Raw genomic sequence first — 22,862 nt, forward strand, 5'->3', positions numbered from 1 at the left:
CCATCGGGGCAGGACAATCGCTTCAGAGGATGGACATTTCGGCGCCGTCCGCGACGTAGCGGGCGTGTCGAAAATCGCGGATGGTCAAGAGCTTGCCGGCCTGCCATCCCAGCAGCACGAAATAGGATGGCCGCGCCGCCGGATCGTCGCGATCGCGGACAAGGACTGCCGGCCTGTCCTCGACAAACCCCGGCACGAAACGCCAATCCTGGACCCTGGAATAATTGTGGAAGTAGGTGCCGACCTCCTTGCGCCCGGCGAGCCGCGTCCTGGCCACCAGTTCCAGTCGCACTTCGTCCGCCAGCATGTCGCGCACCGCGTCGAAGTCGCGGGCATTGAAGCGATCGACATAGGCGTCGAGCAGCAGACGTTCAGCGGCGCTGAGCCTGGGAGGAGGGCGGTCGTCGGGCTCATCGGCGAGCTGGCGCAGCCGGCCGCGGCCTCGGTGCAGCGCCGCCTTGATGGCCGGAATGCTGGTGTCGAGGACAGTGCCGATCTCCTGCAGCGAATAGCCCAGAACGTCCATCATGATGACGCTGCTTCGCTGCGCGACGGGAAGGCGCATGAAGGTATGCAGGCCGGCGGCCGCGGCCTGACGGTCGACGGTGGGGTTCGCCGGGTCGACGATCATGTCCGGATCCTCATCGGAAATGGCCTTTTCACGGGCGCGGCGGCGCAGGAAATCAAGCGCCGCATTGTGCGCGATGCGGAACAGCCAGCCTTCCGGATTGGCGATCGGGCCGGCGTAGGGCAAAGCCTCGACCGCCTTGGCCAGCGCCTCCTGCAACACGTCCTCACCATCGACGACCGAGCCTGTCATGCGGGCGCAGTAGCGGTGCAATTTGGGGCGCATTTCGCCGAACAGGCGATCAAAAGGCTCGCGGATTTCGCCAGGGATGCTCATGCGCCTGCCGTTTCGTGACGTCGTTCCACCCGCGACTACTCATCCAGCATCCGATAGCGGCCCACCACGGTCATCTCCTCGCGATGCGGACGTTCGCTGCAGCGATCCCTGATACCGTTCTGAAAGGCCTCGAATGCCGCCAGCCCGGTGATGATATCGGCATGAGCCTCGGTTTCCGTCTCGACCAGATGCACAAAAGTGCCGTCGGCGGATCGCCAAGTCATGTAGCGAACGCCGTCCGGCGATTTGTCCCGCAGTTCCTGGAAGACGGCCTTGACCAACCGCTCGTTCTCGTCGGCCCGCTCCGGCTTCGTCTTGTAGCGTATCAGGTGGTGCTTCATCTCGGTTGCTCCTTTTGGGGCCCTGCGCCTTGGAGGCTGCCCACCTTCGAGACGTTATCGTGAGGCCAAAGGATTCGGGCACCGGAAAATAATTCGTGTCACACCGCAAAGACGCCGGAGCGTCACTCGCGGACGAGCAGGCGCTTCAACATCGGTTCGATGCGTGAAAGCTCGTCCAGATGCGCGGCCGACAGCTCGGCCAGGCAATCGTCGGCGCGCTCGGTCAGCCGCAGCAGCACGCGGCGATGGTCGTCCTTGTCCTGATCCCGCGCGACCAGTCCTGCCTCGCTGAGACGGTTGACCAACTCGACGGCGCTGTGATGGCGGATGCGCAGGCGCTCCGCCAGATCGCCAATCGCCACCGGTCCGCCGCCCGGGAAACCCTTGATCGCCAGCAGCGCCTGGTGCTGGCGCGGCGTCAGGCCGGCGTCTTCCGCCTGCAACTGGCTGAATTCGAGGAAACGGCGGATCAGGTAGCGAAACTCGGACAGCCGCTGGTAATCGGACTGCTTGATGGCGGGGCGTTGTTTCTGTGGCTGCGTCATACCCGACATTTGTTCGTTTTCCGCGAAAGCTCAAACGGATTTCGTGCAAAACCGGCTTGAATATTTATATCGTGTTACGATATATAGCCAGCCGACAACCCGGCTGGCCGCTTCGGCCGTGCCGCAGATCCGAGATCCGGCCGCCGCCAGAAAGCCCCCCATGAAGACCCATCATTCCAATCCCGGCCATCTCAGGGATTTCACGACCGACGCCAGGGTGCTGTTCATCGCGGCAATAGCCGTCGTGGTCGCCACGGCGGGTCTGTTTGCCGGCATCGGGCTTTTGAAGCTGATCCGTCTGGCCACCAACATTGCCTATTTCGATCAGTTTTCGCTCGCCGATCTCAAGCTGCGGGACACACCGCTCGGGCTTGCCGCCGTCATCGTCCCGGTGATTGGGGCGCTGATCATCGGCCTGATGGCACGCTTCGGCAGCGAGAAGATACGCGGCCACGGCATTCCCGGGGCCATCGAGGCAATCCTGCTCGGACGTTCCAAGCTCGACGCCAAGGTTGCGATCCTGAAGCCGCTGTCGTCGGCGATCTCGATCGGTTCCGGCGGCCCGTTCGGCGCCGAGGGCCCGATCATCATGACCGGCGGCGCGATCGGCTCGCTGATCGCGCAGATGCTGCCGGTCAGCGACAATGAACGCAAGACGCTGCTGGTGGCGGGTGCGGCGGCGGGCATGACCACCGTGTTCGGGACACCGATCGCCGCCATCATGCTGGCGGTCGAACTGCTGCTTTTCGAATGGACGCCGCGCAGCTTCATTCCCGTGGCGGTGGCGGCGATCATTGCCGAGGTCGAGCGCACCATGCTGCATCTGCCCGGCCCCATCTTTCCATTTCAGGGCGGCATGGAGGTCTCCTTTGTCGGCCTTGCCGGCTGGGTCGCGATCGGTGTCGCGGCCGGCCTGTTGTCGGGGCTGCTGACGCAGATGGTCTATGCCTGCGAGGACGGCTTCCAGAAGCTGCCCATCCACTGGATGTGGTGGCCAATGCTGGGCGGCCTGGTGGTCGGCATAGGCGGGCTGATCGAACCGCAGGCGCTCGGCGTCGGTTATGACAACATCGCCGACATGCTGGATGGCCGCACTGTCGCCACCGCGGCGCTCATCCTGCTGGTGGTTAAAGCCATCATCTGGTCGGTTGCGCTCGGTTCGGGAACATCCGGAGGCGTGCTGGCGCCACTGCTGATCATGGGCGGTGCGATGGGGGCGGTGCTGGCTGGCGTTCTGCCTGCGGCGGATCCGGGCTTCTGGGCGCTGCTGGCGATGGCCGCCACGATGGGCGGCACGATGCGGGCGCCGTTGACCGCAACCTTCTTTGCCGTAGAACTGACCGGCAATACGCATATGCTGGTGCCGCTGATCGCGGCCTGTGCCGCGGCGCACGCGGTCACCGTGCTCTTGATGAAGCGTTCGATCCTGACCGAGAAGATCGCCAGAAGGGGACACCATCTGGTTCGCGAGTATCGCGTCGATCCCTTCGCCCTGACCAGGGTGCGCGAGGTGATGACCTCCGAGGTGGAAAGTGTGCCGGCGACGATGACGCTGCATGGCGCTGCGGCATTCCTGACCGCGCCGGAAACGCGGCATCCGAGCTTTCCGGTGGTCGACGAGAACGGCCATGTGCTCGGCCTCATCGACCCGCCGGCGATCCTGCGCTGGCGACGCGCCGGCACGCATCGCACCACGACACTTGGCGAGTTGCTGGCCGGCAGCAAGGTCACGCTGGCCTATCCGGATGAGTACCTGGAAGGTCTCTCCGACAAATTGCTGATGGCCAATGTGTCCCATCTGCCGGTCGTCACCCGTGAAGGCTTGCAGCTGGTCGGCTATGTCGGCTGGAAGGATCTGATGCGCGTGCGGTCCAGGAAACAGGCCGAGGAGCGCGACCGCTCGGCCTTGCTTGGCTTCGGCACCAGACGCAGGAAAAAGGAAGAGGCGGCCGAGAGCCTCTAGCTCAAGGAGCTGGTTCCGCGCTTCGCCCACTCCAGGACATGGAGCCGGAGAGCCGAGGACAGGTTGGTGTCGCGGGGCCGCGTTTCGTCCACTTCGGCGACAAGGGCGGCGAGCGTCAGCTTTCTGGTCGCCGCGATCGCCACGAGATCGTCATAGAAGGGTTTTTCGAGCGAATAGCTGGTGCGGTGGCCGCGAATAGTCACCGACCGCTTTTCGACCGCGCTCACCGTTCGCTCGGTTCGCCGGGCTTTTCACGGCGGTGGCCGGCAACGAATTTGTCGCTCTTGTCGGCGATCAGGCGGTCGCGCTGCTTCTCTGCCTTGGAACGGCCATGCAATGCGCGGTTCTGTTCGGCGACGCGCACCTTCTCGTCCCGCGCCTTCTGCTTGCGGGCCTGGCGAAGATTGACGATGTCGGCCACAGCGAACCCGCGGGCCTATTTCTTGCGGAAGGCGTCGAGCGAGACCACATCGGCGCCCTTGGTGGCGGCGTCGGCGGCGGCCGGCTTCTTCTCCGACTCGGCGGCGGCCTTCTTCTCGGCTTTCGGCTTTTTCTCGGAAACGATGGTCAACGGCTCGGGCGAGGCTTGAGCGGCTGGCTCGTCGGCCGCCACGACGTCGGTCTTGACGTCGAACTCGAGCTCGAAATTGACCGACGGATCGTAGAAACCGCGCACGGCCGAGAACGGGATTTCGAGTTTCTCAGGCACGTCGGAGAAGGACAGGCCGACTTCGAAGCCGGTGTCGGTCACCTTGAGGTCCCAATACTGAAACTGGATGACGATGGTCATCTGCTCCGGATAGCGCTCGCGCAGCCGCGAAGACACGCGCACGCCCGGCGCACCGGTCAGAAAGGTGATGAAGAAGTGATGGTTGCCGGGGAGGCCGGTGCGCGCGACCTCGGCCAGGACCTTGCGCATGACGCCGCGCAACGCCTCCTGGGCCAGAATGTCGTAGCGGATGTGGTCGTCGGCCATGTGGCGGTCGGGTTCCGTTGAATCGTCCGCATAGCTGTAATCAAGCTTGAGGGCGGCGTAAACCTGATATAGATCACCGTTGCGCCGAAGCGAGGACTATTGCCGAGATTTGATCGCTCAGGCGCCGGCAAGAGCGCTTTGCTTTTCCATCGAGACTACGGACCGGCGCTTGCCAAAGGCGCGCAGGAAGGTGCGCACGCCATTTGTGGCGGATTGCAGCACTTCGTCCTCGCGCGGCGTGCCGCCGAGCATGAAGGTGGTCTGCAACTCGGCATTGACGAGGCCGAGGAACTGGCGCGCCGCCACGTCCGGATCCTCGATCGCGAGGTGACCACCATAGGCGAGGCGGGCGAAGCGGGCGGCGAGTGCCGGCCATGTTCGCCCTGGCCCCTGCTCACGCCACTCGGCAAACAGTTCGGGATAGCGTTCGCCTTCCGTCTGGATCAGCTTGCGCAGGAATTTTCCATCGCGGTTGCAGATGCAGTTCTGGTTCAGACGCACGGCAAAGCCGATCAGATCAGCCTCGAGATCCTTCGGCTGGTCGGGGAAGGTGGCGATGGTGGCGAAGATGCCGGTATTGCAGCGCTCGGTGAGGTCGCGCACCACGGCAACGAACAGTTTTTCCTTGTCGCCATGATGATTGTAGATGGTCTGGCGCGAGACCCCGGCTTCGGCGGCGATCAGATCGATGTTGGCGCCGGCGAAGCCTTCGCGGCAGAATACCCCAGCGGCGGCGTCGACGATCGACAGGCGCTTGGCCTCGTGGCCGCGTGGCGGGAAAGTGTCAGGAGAAACGCTCAGTCTCATGAAAAACTATATAGAGGTGATTGACGATTTAGACAAGAGTGTCTAAATTTGTGGACACGATACAAAGAGATTTCGGCCCGGAGAGACGAATAGAATTCGCTCCTGGAGAGTCGGAATCTCACGGGATGGAACGTCCTAGGGTTAGACGTCGCCTGGCGGCGGCAACCAGATTCGAAAGAAGCCTTTATCATGAGTCCCAAATTCCTCCGCATTGCGGTCGTGCTCGGCCTGTTGTCCGCCATCGGCCCATTCGCAATCGACATGTATCTTCCAGCATTGCCGTCGATCGGCGCGGATCTGCATGCCGGCACCGCTGCCGTGCAGATGAGCCTGTTGATCTTCTTCCTGTCGATGGGCTTCGGCCAGATCGTCGTCGGGCCGATCTCCGACATGGTCGGCCGCAAGCTGCCGCTCTATGGCGGTCTTGCGCTGTTCATGGCTGGCGGCATCGGTTCGGCAATGGCGCCGACCATCGAATGGCTGATCGCTTTCCGCTTCCTGCAAGGCCTGGGCGCCAGCGCCGGCATGGCCGTTCCGCGCGCCATCGTGCGTGACCTGCACACCGGCACCGAGGCCGCCAAGCTGATGTCGCTCTTGATGCTGGTGTTTTCGGTGTCGCCGATCCTGGCGCCGCTGACCGGCAGCCAGATCATCGAGAATTTCGGCTGGCGCGCCGTGTTCTGGACGGTGACGGGTGCGGCGGCGCTGGCCACCATCCTTCTGGCGACCTCGCTCAAGGAAACGCGGCCGGTCGAGGACCGTGTCGGTTCCTCCTTCGGCACCGCGCTGTCCGGCTACCGCTTGCTGATGGGCGACCGCAACTTCCTCGGACTGGTGGCGATCGCCGGTTTCGGCATTGCCAGCTTCTTCGTCTACCTGTCGAGCTCGTCCTTCATCCTGATCGACCATTACGGGCTGTCGCCTTCGGTCTACAGCGTGTTCTTCTCGATCAACGCGGTGGCCTTCATCGGCATGTCGCAGCTGACGGGACTGCTGGCCGAGCGGTTCGGGCTGCGGCGCGTGGTGCGCGTCGCGGTGACCGGCTACGCGACGACGATGGTGGTGCTGTTCGCGGTGATGGCGACCGGCGTCGACCGGCTCGATGTGATGGCGGCCCTGCTGTTCATCGGCTACGGCTTCCTCGGTCTGGTCATTCCCACCACCTCGGTGCTGGCGATGGAAGAGCATGGCGAGATCGCCGGTACGGCTTCGGCGCTGATGGGCACGCTGCACTTTGCCATCGGCGCGGTCGCCATGGGCGTCGCTGGCCTGTTCTTCGACGGCACGCCGCTGCCGATGGTGGCGGGCATCACGCTCTGCGCGGTGATCTCGTTCACGCTGGCCAAGGTCACGCTCGGCCGTTCGCGCGAAGCCGTCGAGGCGCCGGCGGAGTAGGCAGTCGCCCCTTGGATACCAAAAAGGCCGGGCATGCCCGGCCTTTTTCATGCCTGGGCCAGTCCTGCCGGGGCCACCGGTCAGTATTAAGAATCGGTCGGAATCATTTTTCATCTTTGTCCATGGAGAAGGGCGCGCGCAGCGCGGCGCCTTCGCGGCCACAGGCCGAACGAAGGTCTGGCCAGCGGGAGCTGCCATTGCATGACGCATATTGGAGAGGGGGAGAAGTGGAGGTTTCTGTTGCCAGGTACCTCCGAACCCCGCCTAGAAGTGCGAACCCCTAGGGCTTGAATTGAAGCTATCGCACCGCTTACGCGGCGAGACGTGCTTCCGCATAGTTGTCATTTGCAACTACAGGTTTAGTCCGATGACGGTGGTACCATGCCGGGCAAAAGTACGATCTTTACACCTTCGTCGATCCTATTTCGCCCCCAGCAAAAACCGCTCTGTCGCGAACAGCGGCTTTTGGTGGAGGCGCCGGGTACCGCCCCCGGGTCCGAACGGCTTATTTCATCGCCCATTTATCGCCATAGTCGGTCAAGCCGACAAGCTGAATATAGGGGGGCATCGCAAGAAATGAAAGGCCACAATGGCACTTTGTCCCCGTGTCGAAACCGCTGCTCCAAAGGGTTGACTCGGGCGCGCTCTCAACCGAAGCTTTGTGGGCGGTGAGGAGTCATGATCTAGCGCAAAAGTTGCAGCAGCGCGCCACAGCCCTCATCGATCGGAATCGTGGCGCCGACGAGGGGAATTTTGATGGCCGACTATCTTGCAGACGTGAAGAAATACGACGCCGCGGCAAGCGCCGACGTGGTCGACAAGATCGTGAAGCATCTGGGCATTGCGCTCAGGAACCGCGATTCCTCGCTGGTGTCCTGCACGGACCCGAAGGAACTTGAGCGCGTCAAGGCAGGCTGGGTATCGAAGAAGCTCGGCATATCAGACGACAAGAAGGCGGATGCGGCGATCGAGAAGGTCTGCAAGGCGATGGCCGCCGACAACACCAAGAACCGGGTGACTTTCTACTATCTGGTTGCAAAGGATCTGGGCAAGCTCGGCTCCCTCTGAGACCTCTGATAATTCTACCCTGGCGGCCGAGTGGCGCGGTTTTCCGCGCTTCCGGTGCTCACGTACTTTGAGTACGCTCCGCTCCGGTCCTCGAAATCACACCATTTTTTCGAAATCACACCATTCGACTCGCCAGAGTAGATTCTGAATGTCTCCACTCCCCGCCATGGTGGGGATGATTTCAGACAAGCGTGGCGTCGGCGCGCACATGCGCTATGATTGGTAAATCCCGAATCGAGCCCGAACCGATGCGCCAATATCTCGACCTCTTACAGCATGTGCTGGAAAACGGCGCCGATCGCGGCGACCGCACCGGCACCGGCACGCGCTCGGTGTTCGGTTACCAGATGCGTTTCGACCTTGGGCGCGGCTTTCCGGTCACCACCACCAAGAAGCTGCATCTCAAGTCGATCATTCATGAACTTCTGTGGTTCCTGGCCGGCGACACCAACATCAAATATCTCACCGACCATGGCGTTTCGATCTGGGACGAATGGGCGGACGAGAATGGCAATCTTGGCCCGGTCTATGGCAAGCAGTGGCGCTCCTGGCCCGATGGCCATGGCGGCTCGATCGATCAGATCGCGAATCTTCTCAAGGAGATACGCCGGAATCCTCTATCGCGGCGGCTTATCGTTTCGGCATGGAACCCGGCCGAGGTGGAAGCGATGGCGCTGCCACCGTGCCACTGCCTGTTCCAGTTCTACGTCTCCGAGGGCCGGCTTTCGTGCCAGCTCTACCAGCGTTCGGCCGATATCTTCCTCGGCGTGCCATTCAACATTGCCTCCTACGCCTTGCTGACACTGATGGTGGCGCAAGTGACTGGACTGAAGCCCGGCGATTTTGTCCATACGCTTGGCGACGCGCATCTCTACTCGAACCATTTCGAACAGGCGCGCGAACAGCTGCAACGCACGCCGAGAGCGCTGCCGACGATGTGGATCAACCCGGAGGTGAAGGATTTGTTCGCCTTCCGCTTCGAGGACTTCCGGCTGGAAAACTACGTCGCCGACGCATCGATCAAGGCGCCGATCGCCGTCTGAGCCCGCGGGGCTGGCTCACTCCTCGAAATCGGGCACCGATCAGTCGATGCCGACCATCACGTCCGAGGCCTTGACCACGGCATAGGCCAGCTTGCCCTTTTCGAGCTTGAGGTCGGCGACGGCCTCGTTGGTGATCGAGGCGGTGACGACGGCGCCACCGATGTCGATCCTGACATGCGAGGTGGTGGCTCCCTTGACGATGTCGACGATTGTGCCTTTCAGGATGTTGCGGGCGCTGATCTTCATTGGACGTCTCCTTTGCATTTCGCTGTATCCAGCCCGGTCCATCGTAGGCCGTGACGGCATCCCGATACAATGCAGGTGTCGGGCAAAAAGCCTTCCCTTGTTATGTTCATGCGGATATATCGGTTGACAGGCTTCGAGCCGATCGGATTTCAAACCCAGGGAGAATTTCATGCTGATGCGCAGAGGTTTCGGATTGAGGGCGATTGCGATCGGTGGTCTTGCGGCGACGCTGATGGCCGCGGTGCCGGTGGCGCATGCGCAAGGCAAGGTCGTCGTGTTCGCCGCGGCCAGCCTCAAGGATGCGCTCGATGCGGTGAACAAGGCATGCGAAGCCGATGTCGGCGAGGCCGCAACCGTTTCCTATGCCGCGAGTTCGGCGCTGGCCAAGCAGATCGAGGGCGGGGCACCGGCCGACGTCTTCATCTCGGCCGACCTCGACTGGATGAAATATCTCTCCGACAAGAAGCTGACCAAGCCGGACACAGAGGTGAAGCTGCTCGGCAATGAGATCGTGCTGGTGGCGCCGAAGGACTCGACAGTTGAAACCAAGATCGAGAACGGCTTCGATCTGGCCAAGCTGATCGGCGACGGCAAGCTCGCCATGGGCGACTTCAAGGCGGTGCCGGCCGGCAAATACGGCAAGGCCGCGCTGGAATCGCTCGGCGTCTGGTCCTCGGTCGAGGGCAAGGTGGCGCAGGCCGAGAATGTGCGTGCGGCGCTGAAGCTGGTTTCGACGGGCGAAGCGGCCCTCGGCATCGTCTACGCCACCGACGCGCATGCCGAAAAAGGCGTCAAGGTGGTCGGTACTTTTCCGGAGGATTCGCATCCGCCGATCATCTATCCGGTTGCCCAGACCGCCGATTCGAAGGACAAGGATACGCCGGCCTTCCTGAAATGCCTGCAGTCGGCCAAGGCCGGTGCGCTGTTCAAGGATCAGGGTTTCACCGTGCTCACGCCAAGCAACTGAGTTCGAAAAGGGCCTGATTTCGCAATATGAACTGGCTGCTGGACCTCACTCCCGAGGAATGGAATGCGGTCCGGCTATCGATAAAGGTGGCGACGGTGGCAATGCTTTTCAGCCTGCCGCCGGGCATACTGATCGCGCTGCTGCTTGCCCGGGGAAAATTCTGGGGCAAGACGCTGCTCAATGGGCTGGTGCATCTGCCACTGATCCTTCCGCCGGTGGTCACCGGCTATCTCTTGCTGCTCACCTTCGGCAAACGTGGCCTGGCCGGCGCCTTCCTGGCCGAGCATTTCGGCATCGTCTTCTCGTTTCGCTGGACAGGTGCTGCTCTCGCCTGCGGCGTCATGGGTTTTCCCCTGATGGTGCGGGCAATCCGGCTGTCGATCGAGGCGGTGGATCGCAAGATGGAGGCGGCGGCCGGAACGCTCGGCGCCAACCCGCTGTGGGTGTTCGCCACCATCACGCTGCCGCTGATCCTGCCCGGCCTGATCGCCGGCGCCATCCTGTCCTTCGCCAAGGCGATGGGCGAGTTCGGCGCGACGATCACTTTCGTTTCCAACATCCCCAACGAGACACAAACTTTGCCGTCGGCGATCTATACCTTCACGCAGGTGCCGGGCGGCGATGAAGGCGCGCTGCGGCTGACGCTGATCTCGATTGTCATCTCGATGGCCGCGCTGGTCGCCTCGGAAGTGCTGGCGCGGCGTGTCGGCCGGCGAATGGACATAGAATGACGGTCCTCGTCGACATCAGCCATCGCCTCGGCGACTTCAGTCTCGATGTTCGCTTCGAGAGCGCAGGGCGGCTGACGGCGCTGTTCGGACCCTCGGGATCGGGCAAGACGACGCTGATCAACATGATCGCCGGGCTGATCCGGCCCGGCAAGGGTCGCATCGAGGCCGATGGCCGCGTGCTGGTCGACACCGGCGCGGGCATTTTCGTGCCGAAGCACAAGCGCCGCATCGGCATGGTGTTCCAGGATGCGCGCCTGTTTCCGCATATGAGCGTGGCCGGCAATCTGCGTTACGGTCGCTGGTTCACGCCGGCGGCGGAGCGCTACGCGGACATGGACGCCGTGGTCGAATTGCTCGGCATCGGCCCACTCATGGACAGGCGACCGGCAAAGCTCTCGGGCGGCGAGAGACAACGCGTGGCCATCGGCCGGGCGCTGCTTGCCAGTCCTCGGCTGCTGCTGATGGATGAGCCGCTGGTCTCGCTTGACGAGGCGCGCAAGGCCGAGATCCTGCCCTATATCGAGCGGCTGCGCGACGAGACGAAGATCCCGATCGTTTATGTCAGCCATTCGGTCGCCGAGGTGGCGCGGCTGGCCAGCGACGTGGTGATGCTGGCGCAAGGCAATGTCATCGCCAGCGGACCGACCGAGGCCGTGATGCAAAGGCTCGACCTGTTGCCGGCGGAGGAGCGCGGCGAGGGCGGCGCCGTGCTGGACACACGGGTGCTGCGTCACGACGAGACTTTCGGCATGACCGTGCTCGGCTCGGCCGCCGGTGAGATCCGGGTGCCGCGGCTGGCGGCTGCGGCGGGAGCGCCGGTCCGCATTCGCATCCGCGCCCGCGACGTGATGATCGCCACCGAACAGCCGGCGGGCCTCAGCGCGCTCAACATCCTGCCCGGCACCATTGTTGCGATCAGCCAAGGCGAGGGGCCGACGGTCGAGGTCGGCATCGACTGCAATGGCGCGACCGTGCTGGCCCGCATCACCGAACAATCGCGGCATGCGCTGAAGCTGCGGCTCGGGGGACATGTCTTTGCCGTGATCAAGACGGTGAGCTTCGATCGTGCCAATACCGGCGCCGGCCTGCCCGCCGAGGCGGATGGATGATCATCGCTATGTTTTTTTGGAATAGCGGTATTGCAGAGGAGCTTCTAGTATGGGGTCGCGCGTGACCGCGGAGGAGCAAAAATGCCATCGCTGAGCTTGCGGATAAATCTCGATCCCGACGGGCGCATCGGACCGGGCAAGATCGAGCTTCTTGAGCAGATCGCCGCCTTTGGCTCGATCTCGGCCGCAGCGCGCGGCATGGAGATGTCCTACAAGCACGCCTGGGACCTGGTCGAGGACATGAACCGGGTGTTCGGCAAGCCGCTGGTCGCGGCGCAGACCGGCGGCCGCAAAGGCGGCGGCGCGCAACTGACGGCGGTCGGCCTGGCGGTGGTCAGCCGTTTCAGGGCCATAGAACGGGCAGCTGCATCGGCGGCTGCAACGCATATGGAGGCATTGCAGGCCGAAATCGACGCTGGGTAAAAGGCCTGTGCAAACTCCACTGCGCCGGATGCATGACGCGATTTTTAGCGTTTCCGGTGCCCGCGGGCCTGAAAGTCCGCTCCGTTCGTCGCCTCGGGCGAACCCGAAATCCACGCCATTCACCGCGTCAGGGCGAGTTCGAGCCGATCCCTGCGATCGGCAAACAGAGGGACTAGACTAATTGTCTTCCGGCTCGCCTGGTTTGCGCAGCAGATAGGTGTCCATGATCCAGCCCTTTTGCCGGCGGGCTTCCTCGCGGGTTTGTTCGATCCTCGCGCCGACATCGCCCACGCGGCCGGAGATGATGATCTCGTCAGGCGTGCCGAGATAGGCGCCCCAATGGATGACGACATCCTTGTCATCCAGCGTGTTGAAGGCGCATTTGCCATCCAGCATGACGACTGTACTGCCGGCATTTCCAGCCAAACCCTCCTCGGTAAGCCTGCGGCCGGTGGTGATCAGGATGGAATCGCCGATGCGGTTCAGCGCCATTTTGTGGCTGGCGGCAAGCGCCTGGACAGCGGTGATGCCGGGTATCACTTCAAGCTCGAAGACGACATTGCCTCGCAGGCGTACGCGCTCGAGGATACGCAGCGCGCTGTCGTACAGCGAAGGATCACCCCAGATCAGGAAGGCACCGCAGCCGTCCTCCGCAATCTCGTCGCGGATCAGGCTCTCATAGATGGCGGCGATCGCTTCGTGCCAGTCGTCGACCGTCGAACGGTAGGAGGGCGCCGGCTCGGCGCGCACCGGCACGTCGAATTCGACGCGGCGTATTTTCGGGTTGGTGACGAAGCGGTCGCAGATCTGGCGTCGCAATTTGGCAAGATCGTTCTTCTTCTCGCCCTTGTCGGGGATGAACAGCACGTCGGCACGGTTCAGGCCTGATATGGCCTGCACGGTCATGTGGTCGGGATTGCCGGCGCCGATGCCGATGACGAGAAGCTTGCGCATGCGCGGACTCCTGCCCGATCGGAACGTCGGTGTCCAGACAAGCGCGGCATGTGGGCAAGCGTTGAGGTGCGTGTTGAAGGGCTTTGAAACGTCACATTGAAACCGCTAGGGTCGTGCCGATATTGTCGCCGAGGGGGCTTCCATGTTCCGACACGTCCTGATTGCCGCGCTGACGCTGTGCGCCGCACCCGCGCTTGCCAATGATTCGATCGCGGAGCTCGGCACTGGCGGCCTGATCCTGTCGCGCAGCGATGCCGTGGCGATGCAAAGCGAGAACCTCTACATCTCGCCGGAAAAGGTGACGGTCGACTACGTCTTCCACAACAACACCGACAAGGATGTCGACGCGATCGTCGCCTTCCCGATGCCCGACATCTCGGGCGATCCCGAGGAGATTCCGGCGATCCCTGAAAACCAGAGCGACAACTTCCTCGGCTTCGAGGTGACGATCGACGGTGTCGCGGCAAAGCCGCAGCTCGAGCAGAAGGTTTTCGCGCTCGGCATCGACATCGGCGCCGACCTGAAGGCGCAGAATGTGCCCTTCAACCCGTTCGGCGACGCGGCCAAGGCGGCACTGGCGAAGCTGCCGCAGGCGGTGGCCGACGATTGGGTCAACCGGGGCATCATCATCGAGGACACCGCCGACGACGGCAGCGGCATGAAATCCACCTATGTGCCGTTCTGGCAATTGCGCTCGACCTATTGGTGGCGCTCGACCTTTCCGGCCAACAAGGACGTTCACGTCTCCCATCGCTACAAGCCGAGCGTCGGTGGCACTTCATCGGTCAGCTTCTTCTATGACGGCCAGTTCCAGGGGCAGTATGCCGCCTACAAGTCCCGCTACTGCATGGACGGCACGTTCGAGAATGCGGTGCGCAAGGCTGCCAAGGACAATCCCGACGGCTATCCGAAATATTATGAAAGCCGGATCGCCTACATCCTGACCACTGGCGGCAACTGGGCGGCGGGCAGCATCGGCAAGTTCAAGCTGACCGTCGACAAGGGCAATCCGAAGGCCCTGGTTTCGTTCTGCGGCGACAATGTCAAGAAGGTCGGGCCGACGACTTTCGAGATGACCGCGGACGATTTCTATCCCGAGCACGACGTCGACATCCTGATCCTCGATCCGTCGGACAATGGCGGGGGCGCGAACTGATGCATGTCACGATCTATGTCGCCATCGCCGAGAACGGCGTCATCGGACGGGACGGCGGGCTGCCCTGGCGCTTGTCCACCGATCTCAAGCGGTTCAAGGCCGACACCATGGGCAAGCCCATCATCATGGGCCGCAAGACCTATGAAGGGATTGGCCGGCCGCTGCCGGGCAGGCTGAACATCGTCGTCACCCGAGACAAGACCTGGCGTGCCGACGGTATCGAGGTCGCCCATACGCTCGAAGCCGCGATCCAGCTGGCGACGGTGCGCGGACGCTGCATGGCTGGAGTGGACGAGGTCTGTGTCGTCGGCGGCGGCGAGATTTACGCCCAGGCGCTGCCGCTGGCCGACCGGCTGCATGTCACCCATGTGCTGGCCACGGTCGACGGCGATGCGCATTTCCCGCCGATCGATCCGAATTCCTGGCGCGTCATCAGTTCACAGGAGGTTCCGGCCGGGGAGAAGGACAGCCACGCCACGCGCTATTCGGTTTACGAGCGACGCCGCGACGTGCATTGAAGGAAGACAAAGGGTCGCGACCGGACCAAATCGGACGAAGTCGGCAACGCATCGCGTTGAAAGCGCCTCGTGGCGTCCCTATAGAAGAACAACACTGGATTTTTGCGCCGCAATACCGGCGCTTGAGGGAATTCCAAGCGAAAGGACATTCATGCCCTGGAACGACAAAAGCGGCGGCGGCGGCCCATGGGGCGGCGGCGGCAACAATCAGGGACCCTGGGGGCAGGGACCAAAAGGACCGAGCGGTCCGCAGGGCTCGCCTCCCGATCTCGAAGATATCATCCGTCGCGGCCAGGATCGGCTGCGGCGCGCTCTGCCGGGCGGTGGCGGCGCCAGCCCGGCCGTGTTCGGGTTGATCGCGGCAGCCCTTGTCGTGCTGTGGGCGTTCCAGGCGGTTTATACCGTGCAACCAGACGAAGTCGCGGTTGAACTGCGCTTCGGCAAGCCGAAGCCGGAGCTGTCGCAGCCCGGCCTGCATTTCCATTGGTGGCCGCTTGAAACCGTTGAGACGGCCAAGATTTCCGAGCAGCTCGTCGACATTGGCGGTGGCAACACCAGCGGCAACGGCCTGATGCTTTCGGGCGACCAGAACATCGTCAACGTCCAGTTCTCGGTGGCCTATCAGGTCTCCGACCCCAGGGCCTATCTGTTCGACGTGTCCGATCCAGACGGTATGCTGCGGCAGGTTGCCGAAAGCGCCATGCGCGAAGCCGTCGGCCGCCGGCCGGCGCAGGACATCTTCCGCGATGACCGCCAGGGCATCGCGGCTTCGGTTCGCGAAATCATCCAGACGACGCTGGATGGCTACAAGGCCGGCCTCAACGTCAACGCCGTCTCGATCGAGGACGCGGCACCGCCACGCGAAGTGGCCGACGCGTTCGACGAGGTGCAGCGTGCCGAGCAGGACGAGGACAAGTTCGTCGAGCAGGCCAACCAGTATTCCAACCAGAAGCTCGGCCAGGCACGCGGCGAGGCCGCACAGGTCCGCGAGGACGCGGCCGCCTACAAGAACCGGGTTGTGCAGGAAGCCGAAGGTGAGGCGCAGCGCTTCATCTCCGTCTATGACGAATATGCCAAGGCGCCTGATGTGACCCGCAAGCGCCTCTATCTTGAAACCATGGAGAAGGTTCTGAAGGACTCGAGCAAGGTGATCGTCGAACAGGGCAACGGACAAGGTGTCGTTCCCTACCTGCCGCTGCCGGCATTGCAGGCGAAACCGCCGGCACCGGCCGCGCCTTCCGCGAACACGGGAGGTACCCAGTGATGGCCAACCGTCTTCCCATCTTCGTCGTCATCGCGGCGGTCATCCTGTTCCTGATCTATTCCTCGGTGTTTGTGGTCAATGCACGCCAGCAGGCGCTGGTGCTGAGGTTCGGCGAGATCGTCGACGTCAAGAGCGAGCCCGGCATCTACTTCAAGGCCCCGTTCTCCTTCTTCGACGCCGATACGGTGCAGCTGATCGAGAACAGGGTGCTGCGGTTCGACCTAGACAACATCCGCGTTCAGGTGTCGGGCGGCAAGTTCTATGAGGTCGATGCCTTCATCGCCTATCGCATCTCGGATCCGCGTGTCTTCCGCGCCGCCGTGTCCGGCCAGATTGAACTGGCCGAAGCGCGGCTGAGGACACGTCTCGACGCTGCCTTGCGCCGCGTCTACGGTCTGCGCGACTTCGAGGCCGCGCTCTCCGAACAACGTGCCGTCATGATGCGCGAAGTCCGCGATCAGCTCAGGCCAGACGCCACGTCGCTCGGCCTGCAGATCGAGGATGTCCGTATCCGTCGCACGGATCTTACGGCCGAGGTCTCGCAGCAGACCTACGACCGCATGAAGGCGGAACGCCTGGCCGAAGCCGCTCGGCTACGGGCTCGCGGCAACGAAGCGGCACAGCGCATCACGGCCCGTGCCGATCGTGAAGTGGTCGAGATCGTTGCCGAAGCGCAGAAGGAATCCGAAATCCTGCGCGGCGAGGGCGAAGCCCAGCGCAGCGCCACCTTCGCCGATGCTTACAAACGCGACCCGGCCTTCTTCGACTTCTACCGGTCGATGAATGCCTATGGCACGGCGCTGGACAACACCGGGACGACAATGGTGCTGTCGCCGAATTCGGAGTTCTTCCGCTTCTTCCGCGATCCCGACGGCAAGGAGGGGCCGGCGACGCCGGCTTCGCCACCGACGGCACCTGCCGCGCCGGCGGCACAGCCCAGCACCGGCCAGTAACGGCCGGTGCAGGATTTTTTCGCCGCCATGGGCCTCGTCCTCGTGATAGAAGGTCTGGTCTATGGCGGCTTTCCCGGCCTCGCCAGGAAGTTGGCCACCGAAGTGCTATCGATGCCCGAGAACGCGTTGCGGATCGCGGGGCTTGCAGCGGTCGCCATTGGGGTCGGCATCGTCTGGCTGGTGCGAGGCGGATGAAGGCGGCCGGCTTCGGTTTTCGGGATACGAGCTTCGATCCCTGGGATACGAGCCTCGATCCTTGGGATACGAGCCTCGATCCCTGGGATACGAGCCTCGATCCCTGGGACAACGGATGATTTATCCTCTGCCGGTGGTCATAGCCGCAAACGTGCCGTATTTTTTGCCAACATGGCGCGACGCGACGTTTTCGTCGAAGCGCGTTTCTCTTTCAGAAATACCTGGAGGCTTCTCGATGACATCCAATACCCTTTTGCGCGTGGCTCGGCGGACGTTCATCGCCGGCGCCACGGCGCTTCTCGTCGGCGCCGTCGCTGTCCCGTCCTTCGTGACGCCGACAATTGCTGCTGACGGGCCTGCTTCGGTCGCCGATCTGGCACAGGGCCTGCTCGGCGCGGTGGTCAACATCTCGACCTCGCAGACGGTCAAGGGCACGGAAGGTCCGGGCGCGGTGCCGATGCCGCAGTTGCCAGAGGGCTCGCCCTTCCAGGATTTCTTCGACGATTTCTTCAAGAACCGTGGCGGCGACAAGGACAATGGCGCGCAGAAGGTGCAGTCGCTGGGATCCGGCTTCGTCATCGACGCCGAGCAAGGCATCGTCGTCACCAACAACCACGTCATCGCCGACGCCGATGACATCGAAGTCAATTTCTCCGATGGCATCACCTTGAAGGCGACGCTGGTCGGCACCGACACCAAGACCGATGTCGCGGTGCTGAAGGTCGACCCGAAGGGCCACAAGCTGACCGCGGTGAAGTTCGGCGATTCCACCAAGATGCGTGTTGGCGACTGGGTGATGGCGATCGGCAACCCGTTCGGCCTTGGCGGCACGGTGACGGTCGGCATCGTCTCGGCCCGCAACCGTGACATTAATTCCGGCCCCTATGACGACTTCATCCAGACCGATGCCGCGATCAACCGCGGCAATTCCGGTGGTCCGCTGTTCAACAGCGCGGGTGAGGTCATCGGCATCAACACCGCGATCATTTCACCGTCCGGAGGCTCGATCGGCATCGGTTTCTCCATTCCCTCGCAACTCGCCTCGGGCGTCGTCGATCAGTTGCGCCAGTTCGGCGAGACGCGGCGCGGCTGGCTCGGCGTGCGCATCCAGCCAGTGACGGACGACATCGCCGAGAGCCTCGGCATGGCGACCGCCAAGGGCGCGCTGGTCGCAGGCGTCATCAAGGGCGGTCCCGTCGACAATGGCACCATCCAGGCGGGCGACGTCATCCTCAAATTCGACGGCAAGGACATCCATGAAATGCGCGACCTGCCGCGTGTCGTCGCCGAAAGCCCGGTCGGCAAGGCGGTCGATGTGCTGATCGTGCGCAAGGGCGTCGAGCAGACGGTGAAGGTGACGCTCGGCCGGCTCGAGGATGGCGAGAAGCTCACCAGCGGCGAAGAGGGTGGCAACACCGACCAGGACAAGGGTGACAAGGCTCCGGCCGTTTCGACCGCTTCGGTGCTCGGCATGACGGTCGGCGAACTCAACGACGAGACACGCAAGAAGTTCAGCATCGCCGCCGATGTTTCCGGCGTCGTCATCACCGACGTCACCAAGGACTCGGCCGCTGCCGAACGGGGCATTCAGCCCGGCGAGGTGATCACCGAGATCGCGCAGGAATCGGTCGCCACGCCCAAGGACGTCATGGACCGGATCGGCGCACTGAAGGAACAGGGGCGCAAGAACGCACTTTTGATGCTGGCGTCCAAGACCGGCGAGTTGAGGTTCGTGACGATCCGGATGGATTGACGTCCGGAAAATCCGGCAACACTCTGATCTGAAAGAAAAAGGGCGGCTAGCGAGCCGCCTTTTTTTGTTCCCAGTCGGCGCGCCGGAGCCTGTAGAAGACGTGCCGCTTGAGCGCGGCGTGGCTGTCGGGAATGCCGGGGTGATCGAAGTCGGCCGATGGGTCGGCGGTCATGCCGAGGCGTTCCATGACGGCAGTGGAGCGCCGGTTGTTCTCGACGGCAAAGGAGACGATCTCGTCAAGGCCGAGTGTTTCAAAGCCGAAGGCCAGCCAGGCTTCCGAGGCTTCGGTGACATAGCCCTTGCCCCAGAATTCGGGCGCCAGCCGCCAGCCAATCTCGACGGTGCCGGCCGGCAGGAACGGCAGATGGTCGGTTCGCGTGAGGCCGACAAAGCCGATGCATTGGCCGGTGGCTGCGATCTCGGCCGCCGCAAAACCGAAGCCGTCGCGGTCGATCACGCCTCGCAACTCGTCCATCTTGGCATCCGCCTGGACGCGGTCGCGTCGGAACGGGAAGAACTCCATCACCCGTTCGTCGGAATTGATCCGGTGGAACAGCTCGCGGTCGCGATCCTCCCAGTTGCGCAGGATCAGGCGCTCGGTACGCATTGTTTTCATTGCGCAAACTCTTCCTGCCTGTAGCCCTGCAAATAGAGCAACGCGGTCAGGTCGCCATGGTCGATGCGAACCTTTGCCTGCGCCGCCACGGTCGGCTTGGCATGAAGCGCGACACCCGTCCCGGCCAGGCGGATCATGTCGAGATCATTGGCGCCGTCGCCAACCGCGATGGCGTCAGCGGGCGTCAGGCCGAGGCGCGCTGAAATTTCGATCAGCGCGTCGGCCTTGGCGGCGCGGCCGAGGATTGGTTCGCCGACCAGCCCGGTGAAGCGGCCGTCCTGCTCGAGCAGGCGGTTGGCGCGGTTCTCCTGGAAGCCAAGCATGGCCGCGATGCGTGTGGTGAAGACCTCGAATCCGCCCGATACGAGCGCCGTGCAGGCGCCGTTGGCCCGCATGGTCTGAACCAAGGCGCGGCCGCCGGAGGCCAAAGTCAGGCGATTGGCGACGATGCGGTCGACCACGGCGGCGTCGAGACCTTTCAGCAGCGCCACCCGCTCGCGCAGGGCCGGCTCGAAAGCGATCTCGCCGTTCATCGAACGCGCGGTAATAGTGGCAACGCGATCCTTGACGCCGATCTCGTCGGCCAATTCGTCGATGCATTCCTGGTCGATCATGGTTGAATCCATGTCGGCGATGAGGATCTTCTTGCGGCGCGTTTCAGCCTGCTGGACGATCACGTCGACCGGTTCGCCAGCAAGTGCGGCGCGCAAGGCGGCTGTCGCATCGGCGGCGTCGGCTTGGCTCGGCAGGACAAGATCGCAGGCAATCGCTTCGGCCAGCCAGACAACAGCGCTTGCGCCGACCGACCGTGACGCCATATTCGCAAGCGACAGCGACAGAGCGCGGTCGGCGGGACGGGAAACAAGCGTGGCGACGAGCGGCATGGAACATTCCGACGGACAGGCGGGCGAGGGCCGCGTGAAGAACGCGATCCTGATAGCCGGGCCGACCGCGAGCGGCAAGTCGGCCTTCGCGCTCGATCTGGCCGAGCGCAAGGGGGGCGTCATCGTCAACACCGATTCCATGCAGGGCTATTCAGTACTCGACGTGCTGACGGCCCGGCCAGGGGCAGCCGACCTGGCCCGCGCCCCGCATTTCCTCTACGGGCACGTCCACCCGGCCACCGCCTATTCCACCGGCGCCTGGCTGCGCGACGTGATGAAGCTGATCGACGACGGCACGCTCTCTGCGCGGCCGGACGGCACGCTCTCGGCGCGGCCAGTGATTTTCGTCGGTGGCACCGGGCTCTACTTTCGCGCGCTCGCCGAGGGCATTTCGGAAATACCCGACATTCCGCAGCGGATCCGTGACCGCTGGCGCTACGAACTTAAGGAGCAGGGCGCCGTCAAGCTGCACAGCCTGCTGCTGCGCGAGGATTCGGCGGCGGCCATGACGCTCAAGCCGACCGACAGCCAACGCATCGTGCGGGCGCTGGAGGTGCTCGACGCGTCGGGCCGCTCGATCCTGGAATGGCAAGCGCAACGCGGCTGGCCGCTCATCGACAGGGAGAGCGCGCGTTTCTTCGTGATCGAGCCGGACCGGGCAGCTTTGGTCCGCCGTATCGAAGCGCGCTTCGACAAGATGCTGGACATGGGCGCGCTGGATGAGGTCAAGGAACTTGTGGCGCTCAAACTCAATCCAGACTTGCCGGCGATGAAGGCGATAGGCGTCCGCGAACTACAAGCGGCGATGGCGGGAGAGGTCGGGTTTTCCGAGGCGATCGAACTCGCCAAGATCGCGACCCGGCAATATGCCAAGCGGCAAGCGACCTGGTTCAGGAACCAACTGGGGCCGGAATGGCAAAGATTGCGTCCCGGTGATGATCTGGAAACCACGATCCGACAGCTTGTCTCCGCTACAACCTGAAAAGTTGACCTGCAACGAAAGATTCCCGTTGCGGTTGTCCAAATTAACCCTCCGTAAGGCCCGCCATGCCATAAGGTCAGTGGGCATTTTTCCAACGGGGAGCAGATGCGTTTCCACAAGGCGGAATCAGCATTTTTCGTCTTTATTTTCGTGATCCTGGCCGCCGGTCTGGTGACGCTGCATGCCTATGGGCTTTTGCAAGCCTTCGCCACCGAGCTGCATACGGCTTCCGGCCAGGAGAAGATTATCTACCTCAACAAGCTCTTGTTCGCGACGGGCGTGCTCCTGGCCACGGCGTTGTTTTTCGGCATCTTCTTCATCTATCCGCTGATCCGAAAACAGGCGACGGAAGAAGGCAAGCTGCGCGCCATGACGGTTTCGCTCAGCGCCCGTTCGGAAACGCTCGAGCACGCCGCCCTGACCGATGGTCTGACCGGCATGCAGAACCGGCGCTATTTCGACGATGCGCTGAAGGAATATCTCGAGGAGTTCAGGCGCATCGAAAAGCCCGTCGGGCTGATGATCCTCGACCTCGACCATTTCAAGCAGGTCAACGACACCCATGGCCATGATGTCGGCGACGAGGTGCTCAGGGCCGTCGCCAATTGCCTCAAGGACATGACGCGCTATCACGATGTGGTGGCGCGGTTGGGCGGCGAGGAGTTCGCCGTGGTCACACCCAATATGGACGCCGCACTTCTGGGTAAGTTTGCCGAGCGTATCCGCAAGGCGATCGCCAACATGTCGGTGCTCTCCGGCAATGTCCGCCTCAAGATCACCACCAGCGTTGGGCTTGCCGTCTGGGACCGCAAGGAAACAGCGGAGGAGTTTTACCGCCGCGCCGACCGCCAGCTCTATGAGGCGAAGAGGCAAGGCCGCAACCGCGTCTGCGCCTAAAATCCCGAAGAAGAATTCATGAGGCCGGATTGAATGACGCGGCTTTCTCGACTTCCGGTGCTCACGGACTAGGTGTCCGCTCCGCTCCGGACTTCTCGAAAGCCACGTCATTCAATCCGGCCTGATGAATTCCCTTTCGGGATTTATCCAAGCGGGCCAACGAAGCAGACCT

General features: G+C 63.0%; 27 protein-coding genes and 1 other RNA gene. 16 read left to right on the forward strand and 12 right to left on the reverse strand.

Annotated features, from left to right (window positions below; translation table 11 throughout):
• Nucleotides 1-22 precede the first annotated feature (22 nt).
• From AC56QQ_RS14820 to AC56QQ_RS14830, 3 genes are all read right to left on the reverse strand, one after another.
• Nucleotides 23-904: a sigma-70 family RNA polymerase sigma factor gene (locus AC56QQ_RS14820; protein WP_497128208.1), complete on the reverse strand. Its 882-nt coding sequence runs from the start codon at nt 902-904 to the stop codon at nt 23-25.
• A 35-nt stretch (nt 905-939) separates the two neighbouring features.
• Nucleotides 940-1,245, reverse strand: a complete 306-nt coding sequence (locus tag AC56QQ_RS14825; RefSeq protein ID WP_489862049.1) for a hypothetical protein — start codon at nt 1,243-1,245, stop codon at nt 940-942.
• A gap of 122 nt (nt 1,246-1,367) precedes the next feature.
• Nucleotides 1,368-1,799, reverse strand: coding sequence for a MarR family winged helix-turn-helix transcriptional regulator (locus tag AC56QQ_RS14830; RefSeq protein WP_489862048.1), 432 nt, complete (start codon nt 1,797-1,799; stop codon nt 1,368-1,370).
• 151 nt (nt 1,800-1,950) lie between these two features.
• Between AC56QQ_RS14830 and AC56QQ_RS14835 the strand changes: the two genes are divergently transcribed.
• Complete coding sequence (locus AC56QQ_RS14835; RefSeq protein WP_497128210.1) at nt 1,951-3,753, forward strand: chloride channel protein; 1,803 nt, start codon at nt 1,951-1,953, stop codon at nt 3,751-3,753.
• On the opposite strand, the gene AC56QQ_RS14840 is transcribed toward AC56QQ_RS14835, so the two are convergent.
• The 4 genes from AC56QQ_RS14840 to AC56QQ_RS14855 all read right to left on the reverse strand — a co-directional run bounded on the left by AC56QQ_RS14840 (nt 3,750) and on the right by AC56QQ_RS14855 (nt 5,536).
• Nucleotides 3,750-3,980, reverse strand: a complete 231-nt coding sequence (locus tag AC56QQ_RS14840; RefSeq protein WP_091580461.1) for a ribbon-helix-helix domain-containing protein — start codon at nt 3,978-3,980, stop codon at nt 3,750-3,752. The two genes, AC56QQ_RS14835 and AC56QQ_RS14840, sit on opposite strands and share 4 nt — an antisense overlap.
• On the reverse strand, nt 3,977-4,174 hold the full coding sequence (locus tag AC56QQ_RS14845) for a DUF4169 family protein (RefSeq protein WP_091580464.1): 198 nt from the start codon (nt 4,172-4,174) through the stop codon (nt 3,977-3,979). The genes AC56QQ_RS14840 and AC56QQ_RS14845 overlap by 4 nt, the downstream gene beginning before the upstream one ends.
• Before the next feature lie 15 nt (nt 4,175-4,189).
• A complete protein-coding gene (locus AC56QQ_RS14850; RefSeq protein ID WP_489862044.1) occupies nt 4,190-4,729 on the reverse strand; it encodes an SspB family protein in 540 nt (179 codons plus the stop codon).
• 117 nt (nt 4,730-4,846) lie between these two features.
• Nucleotides 4,847-5,536, reverse strand: coding sequence for a TetR/AcrR family transcriptional regulator (locus tag AC56QQ_RS14855; protein ID WP_497128212.1), 690 nt, complete (start codon nt 5,534-5,536; stop codon nt 4,847-4,849).
• Nucleotides 5,537-5,725: 189 nt separating this feature from the next.
• Here AC56QQ_RS14855 and AC56QQ_RS14860 point away from each other — a divergent pair, with 189 nt between their 5' ends.
• The gene (locus AC56QQ_RS14860; RefSeq protein WP_091580472.1) at nt 5,726-6,931 is read left to right on the forward strand and encodes a multidrug effflux MFS transporter; all 1,206 of its coding nucleotides are present in this window, start codon (nt 5,726-5,728) and stop codon (nt 6,929-6,931) included.
• Between the two features lie 226 nt (nt 6,932-7,157).
• On the opposite strand, the gene ssrA is transcribed toward AC56QQ_RS14860, so the two are convergent.
• Nucleotides 7,158-7,517, reverse strand: a transfer-messenger RNA (tmRNA) gene (gene ssrA / locus AC56QQ_RS14865).
• A gap of 170 nt (nt 7,518-7,687) precedes the next feature.
• Here ssrA and AC56QQ_RS14870 point away from each other — a divergent pair.
• Nucleotides 7,688-7,999, forward strand: a complete 312-nt coding sequence (locus tag AC56QQ_RS14870) for a DUF2853 family protein (RefSeq protein ID WP_256751171.1) — start codon at nt 7,688-7,690, stop codon at nt 7,997-7,999.
• A 248-nt stretch (nt 8,000-8,247) separates the two neighbouring features.
• Nucleotides 8,248-9,042 carry a thymidylate synthase gene (locus AC56QQ_RS14875; protein ID WP_497128214.1) on the forward strand — a complete coding sequence of 265 codons (795 nt, stop codon included), beginning with the start codon at nt 8,248-8,250 and terminating at the stop codon, nt 9,040-9,042.
• Nucleotides 9,043-9,081: 39 nt separating this feature from the next.
• Here the strand turns inward: AC56QQ_RS14875 and AC56QQ_RS14880 are convergent, their stop codons facing one another.
• Entirely contained in the window at nt 9,082-9,288 is a 207-nt protein-coding gene (locus tag AC56QQ_RS14880) for a TOBE domain-containing protein (protein ID WP_497128216.1), read from the reverse strand.
• A gap of 169 nt (nt 9,289-9,457) precedes the next feature.
• Here AC56QQ_RS14880 and modA point away from each other — a divergent pair, with 169 nt between their 5' ends.
• From modA to AC56QQ_RS14900, 4 genes are all read left to right on the forward strand, one after another.
• The gene (modA, locus tag AC56QQ_RS14885; protein WP_497128218.1) at nt 9,458-10,255 is read left to right on the forward strand and encodes a molybdate ABC transporter substrate-binding protein; all 798 of its coding nucleotides are present in this window, start codon (nt 9,458-9,460) and stop codon (nt 10,253-10,255) included.
• Between the two features lie 26 nt (nt 10,256-10,281).
• On the forward strand, nt 10,282-10,986 hold the full coding sequence (gene modB, locus AC56QQ_RS14890; RefSeq protein WP_497128220.1) for a molybdate ABC transporter permease subunit: 705 nt from the start codon (nt 10,282-10,284) through the stop codon (nt 10,984-10,986).
• Nucleotides 10,983-12,095, forward strand: a complete 1,113-nt coding sequence (gene modC, locus AC56QQ_RS14895; protein WP_497128222.1) for a molybdenum ABC transporter ATP-binding protein — start codon at nt 10,983-10,985, stop codon at nt 12,093-12,095. Before modB ends, modC begins: the two co-directional genes overlap by 4 nt.
• Nucleotides 12,096-12,176: 81 nt before the next feature.
• Nucleotides 12,177-12,518: a winged helix-turn-helix domain-containing protein gene (locus AC56QQ_RS14900; RefSeq protein ID WP_256751177.1), complete on the forward strand. Its 342-nt coding sequence runs from the start codon at nt 12,177-12,179 to the stop codon at nt 12,516-12,518.
• A gap of 177 nt (nt 12,519-12,695) precedes the next feature.
• Here the strand turns inward: AC56QQ_RS14900 and cobF are convergent, their stop codons facing one another.
• Nucleotides 12,696-13,472: a precorrin-6A synthase (deacetylating) gene (gene cobF, locus AC56QQ_RS14905; RefSeq protein ID WP_497128224.1), complete on the reverse strand. Its 777-nt coding sequence runs from the start codon at nt 13,470-13,472 to the stop codon at nt 12,696-12,698.
• A 142-nt stretch (nt 13,473-13,614) separates the two neighbouring features.
• Here cobF and AC56QQ_RS14910 point away from each other — a divergent pair, with 142 nt between their 5' ends.
• From AC56QQ_RS14910 to AC56QQ_RS14935, 6 genes are all read left to right on the forward strand, one after another.
• Nucleotides 13,615-14,628: a DUF4424 domain-containing protein gene (locus AC56QQ_RS14910; RefSeq protein WP_497128226.1), complete on the forward strand. Its 1,014-nt coding sequence runs from the start codon at nt 13,615-13,617 to the stop codon at nt 14,626-14,628.
• Nucleotides 14,628-15,146, forward strand: a complete 519-nt coding sequence (locus AC56QQ_RS14915) for a dihydrofolate reductase (RefSeq protein ID WP_497128228.1) — start codon at nt 14,628-14,630, stop codon at nt 15,144-15,146. Before AC56QQ_RS14910 ends, AC56QQ_RS14915 begins: the two co-directional genes overlap by 1 nt.
• Nucleotides 15,147-15,297: 151 nt before the next feature.
• Nucleotides 15,298-16,410 (forward strand): FtsH protease activity modulator HflK, encoded by a 1,113-nt coding sequence (gene hflK / locus AC56QQ_RS14920; RefSeq protein WP_497128230.1) that lies wholly within the window; start codon nt 15,298-15,300, stop codon nt 16,408-16,410.
• Nucleotides 16,410-17,363 carry a protease modulator HflC gene (gene hflC / locus AC56QQ_RS14925; RefSeq protein WP_489862034.1) on the forward strand — a complete coding sequence of 318 codons (954 nt, stop codon included), beginning with the start codon at nt 16,410-16,412 and terminating at the stop codon, nt 17,361-17,363. The genes hflK and hflC overlap by 1 nt, the downstream gene beginning before the upstream one ends.
• Before the next feature lie 6 nt (nt 17,364-17,369).
• Nucleotides 17,370-17,558 carry a DUF2065 domain-containing protein gene (locus AC56QQ_RS14930; protein ID WP_489862033.1) on the forward strand — a complete coding sequence of 63 codons (189 nt, stop codon included), beginning with the start codon at nt 17,370-17,372 and terminating at the stop codon, nt 17,556-17,558.
• A gap of 235 nt (nt 17,559-17,793) precedes the next feature.
• A complete protein-coding gene (locus AC56QQ_RS14935) occupies nt 17,794-19,311 on the forward strand; it encodes a DegQ family serine endoprotease (protein ID WP_497128232.1) in 1,518 nt (505 codons plus the stop codon).
• Nucleotides 19,312-19,357: 46 nt separating this feature from the next.
• Here the strand turns inward: AC56QQ_RS14935 and AC56QQ_RS14940 are convergent, their stop codons facing one another.
• On the reverse strand, nt 19,358-19,927 hold the full coding sequence (locus AC56QQ_RS14940) for a GNAT family N-acetyltransferase (RefSeq protein WP_497128234.1): 570 nt from the start codon (nt 19,925-19,927) through the stop codon (nt 19,358-19,360).
• The gene (gene serB / locus AC56QQ_RS14945; RefSeq protein WP_489862030.1) at nt 19,924-20,811 is read right to left on the reverse strand and encodes a phosphoserine phosphatase SerB; all 888 of its coding nucleotides are present in this window, start codon (nt 20,809-20,811) and stop codon (nt 19,924-19,926) included. Before serB ends, AC56QQ_RS14940 begins: the two co-directional genes overlap by 4 nt.
• Here serB and miaA point away from each other — a divergent pair.
• Nucleotides 20,810-21,793, forward strand: a complete 984-nt coding sequence (gene miaA, locus AC56QQ_RS14950; RefSeq protein ID WP_497128237.1) for a tRNA (adenosine(37)-N6)-dimethylallyltransferase MiaA — start codon at nt 20,810-20,812, stop codon at nt 21,791-21,793. The two genes, serB and miaA, sit on opposite strands and share 2 nt — an antisense overlap.
• A 105-nt stretch (nt 21,794-21,898) precedes the next feature.
• Nucleotides 21,899-22,690 (forward strand): GGDEF domain-containing protein, encoded by a 792-nt coding sequence (locus AC56QQ_RS14955; RefSeq protein WP_489862028.1) that lies wholly within the window; start codon nt 21,899-21,901, stop codon nt 22,688-22,690.
• Nucleotides 22,691-22,862: the final 172 nt, after the last annotated feature.

The organism is Mesorhizobium sp. RCAM 05099, assembly GCF_059683685.1.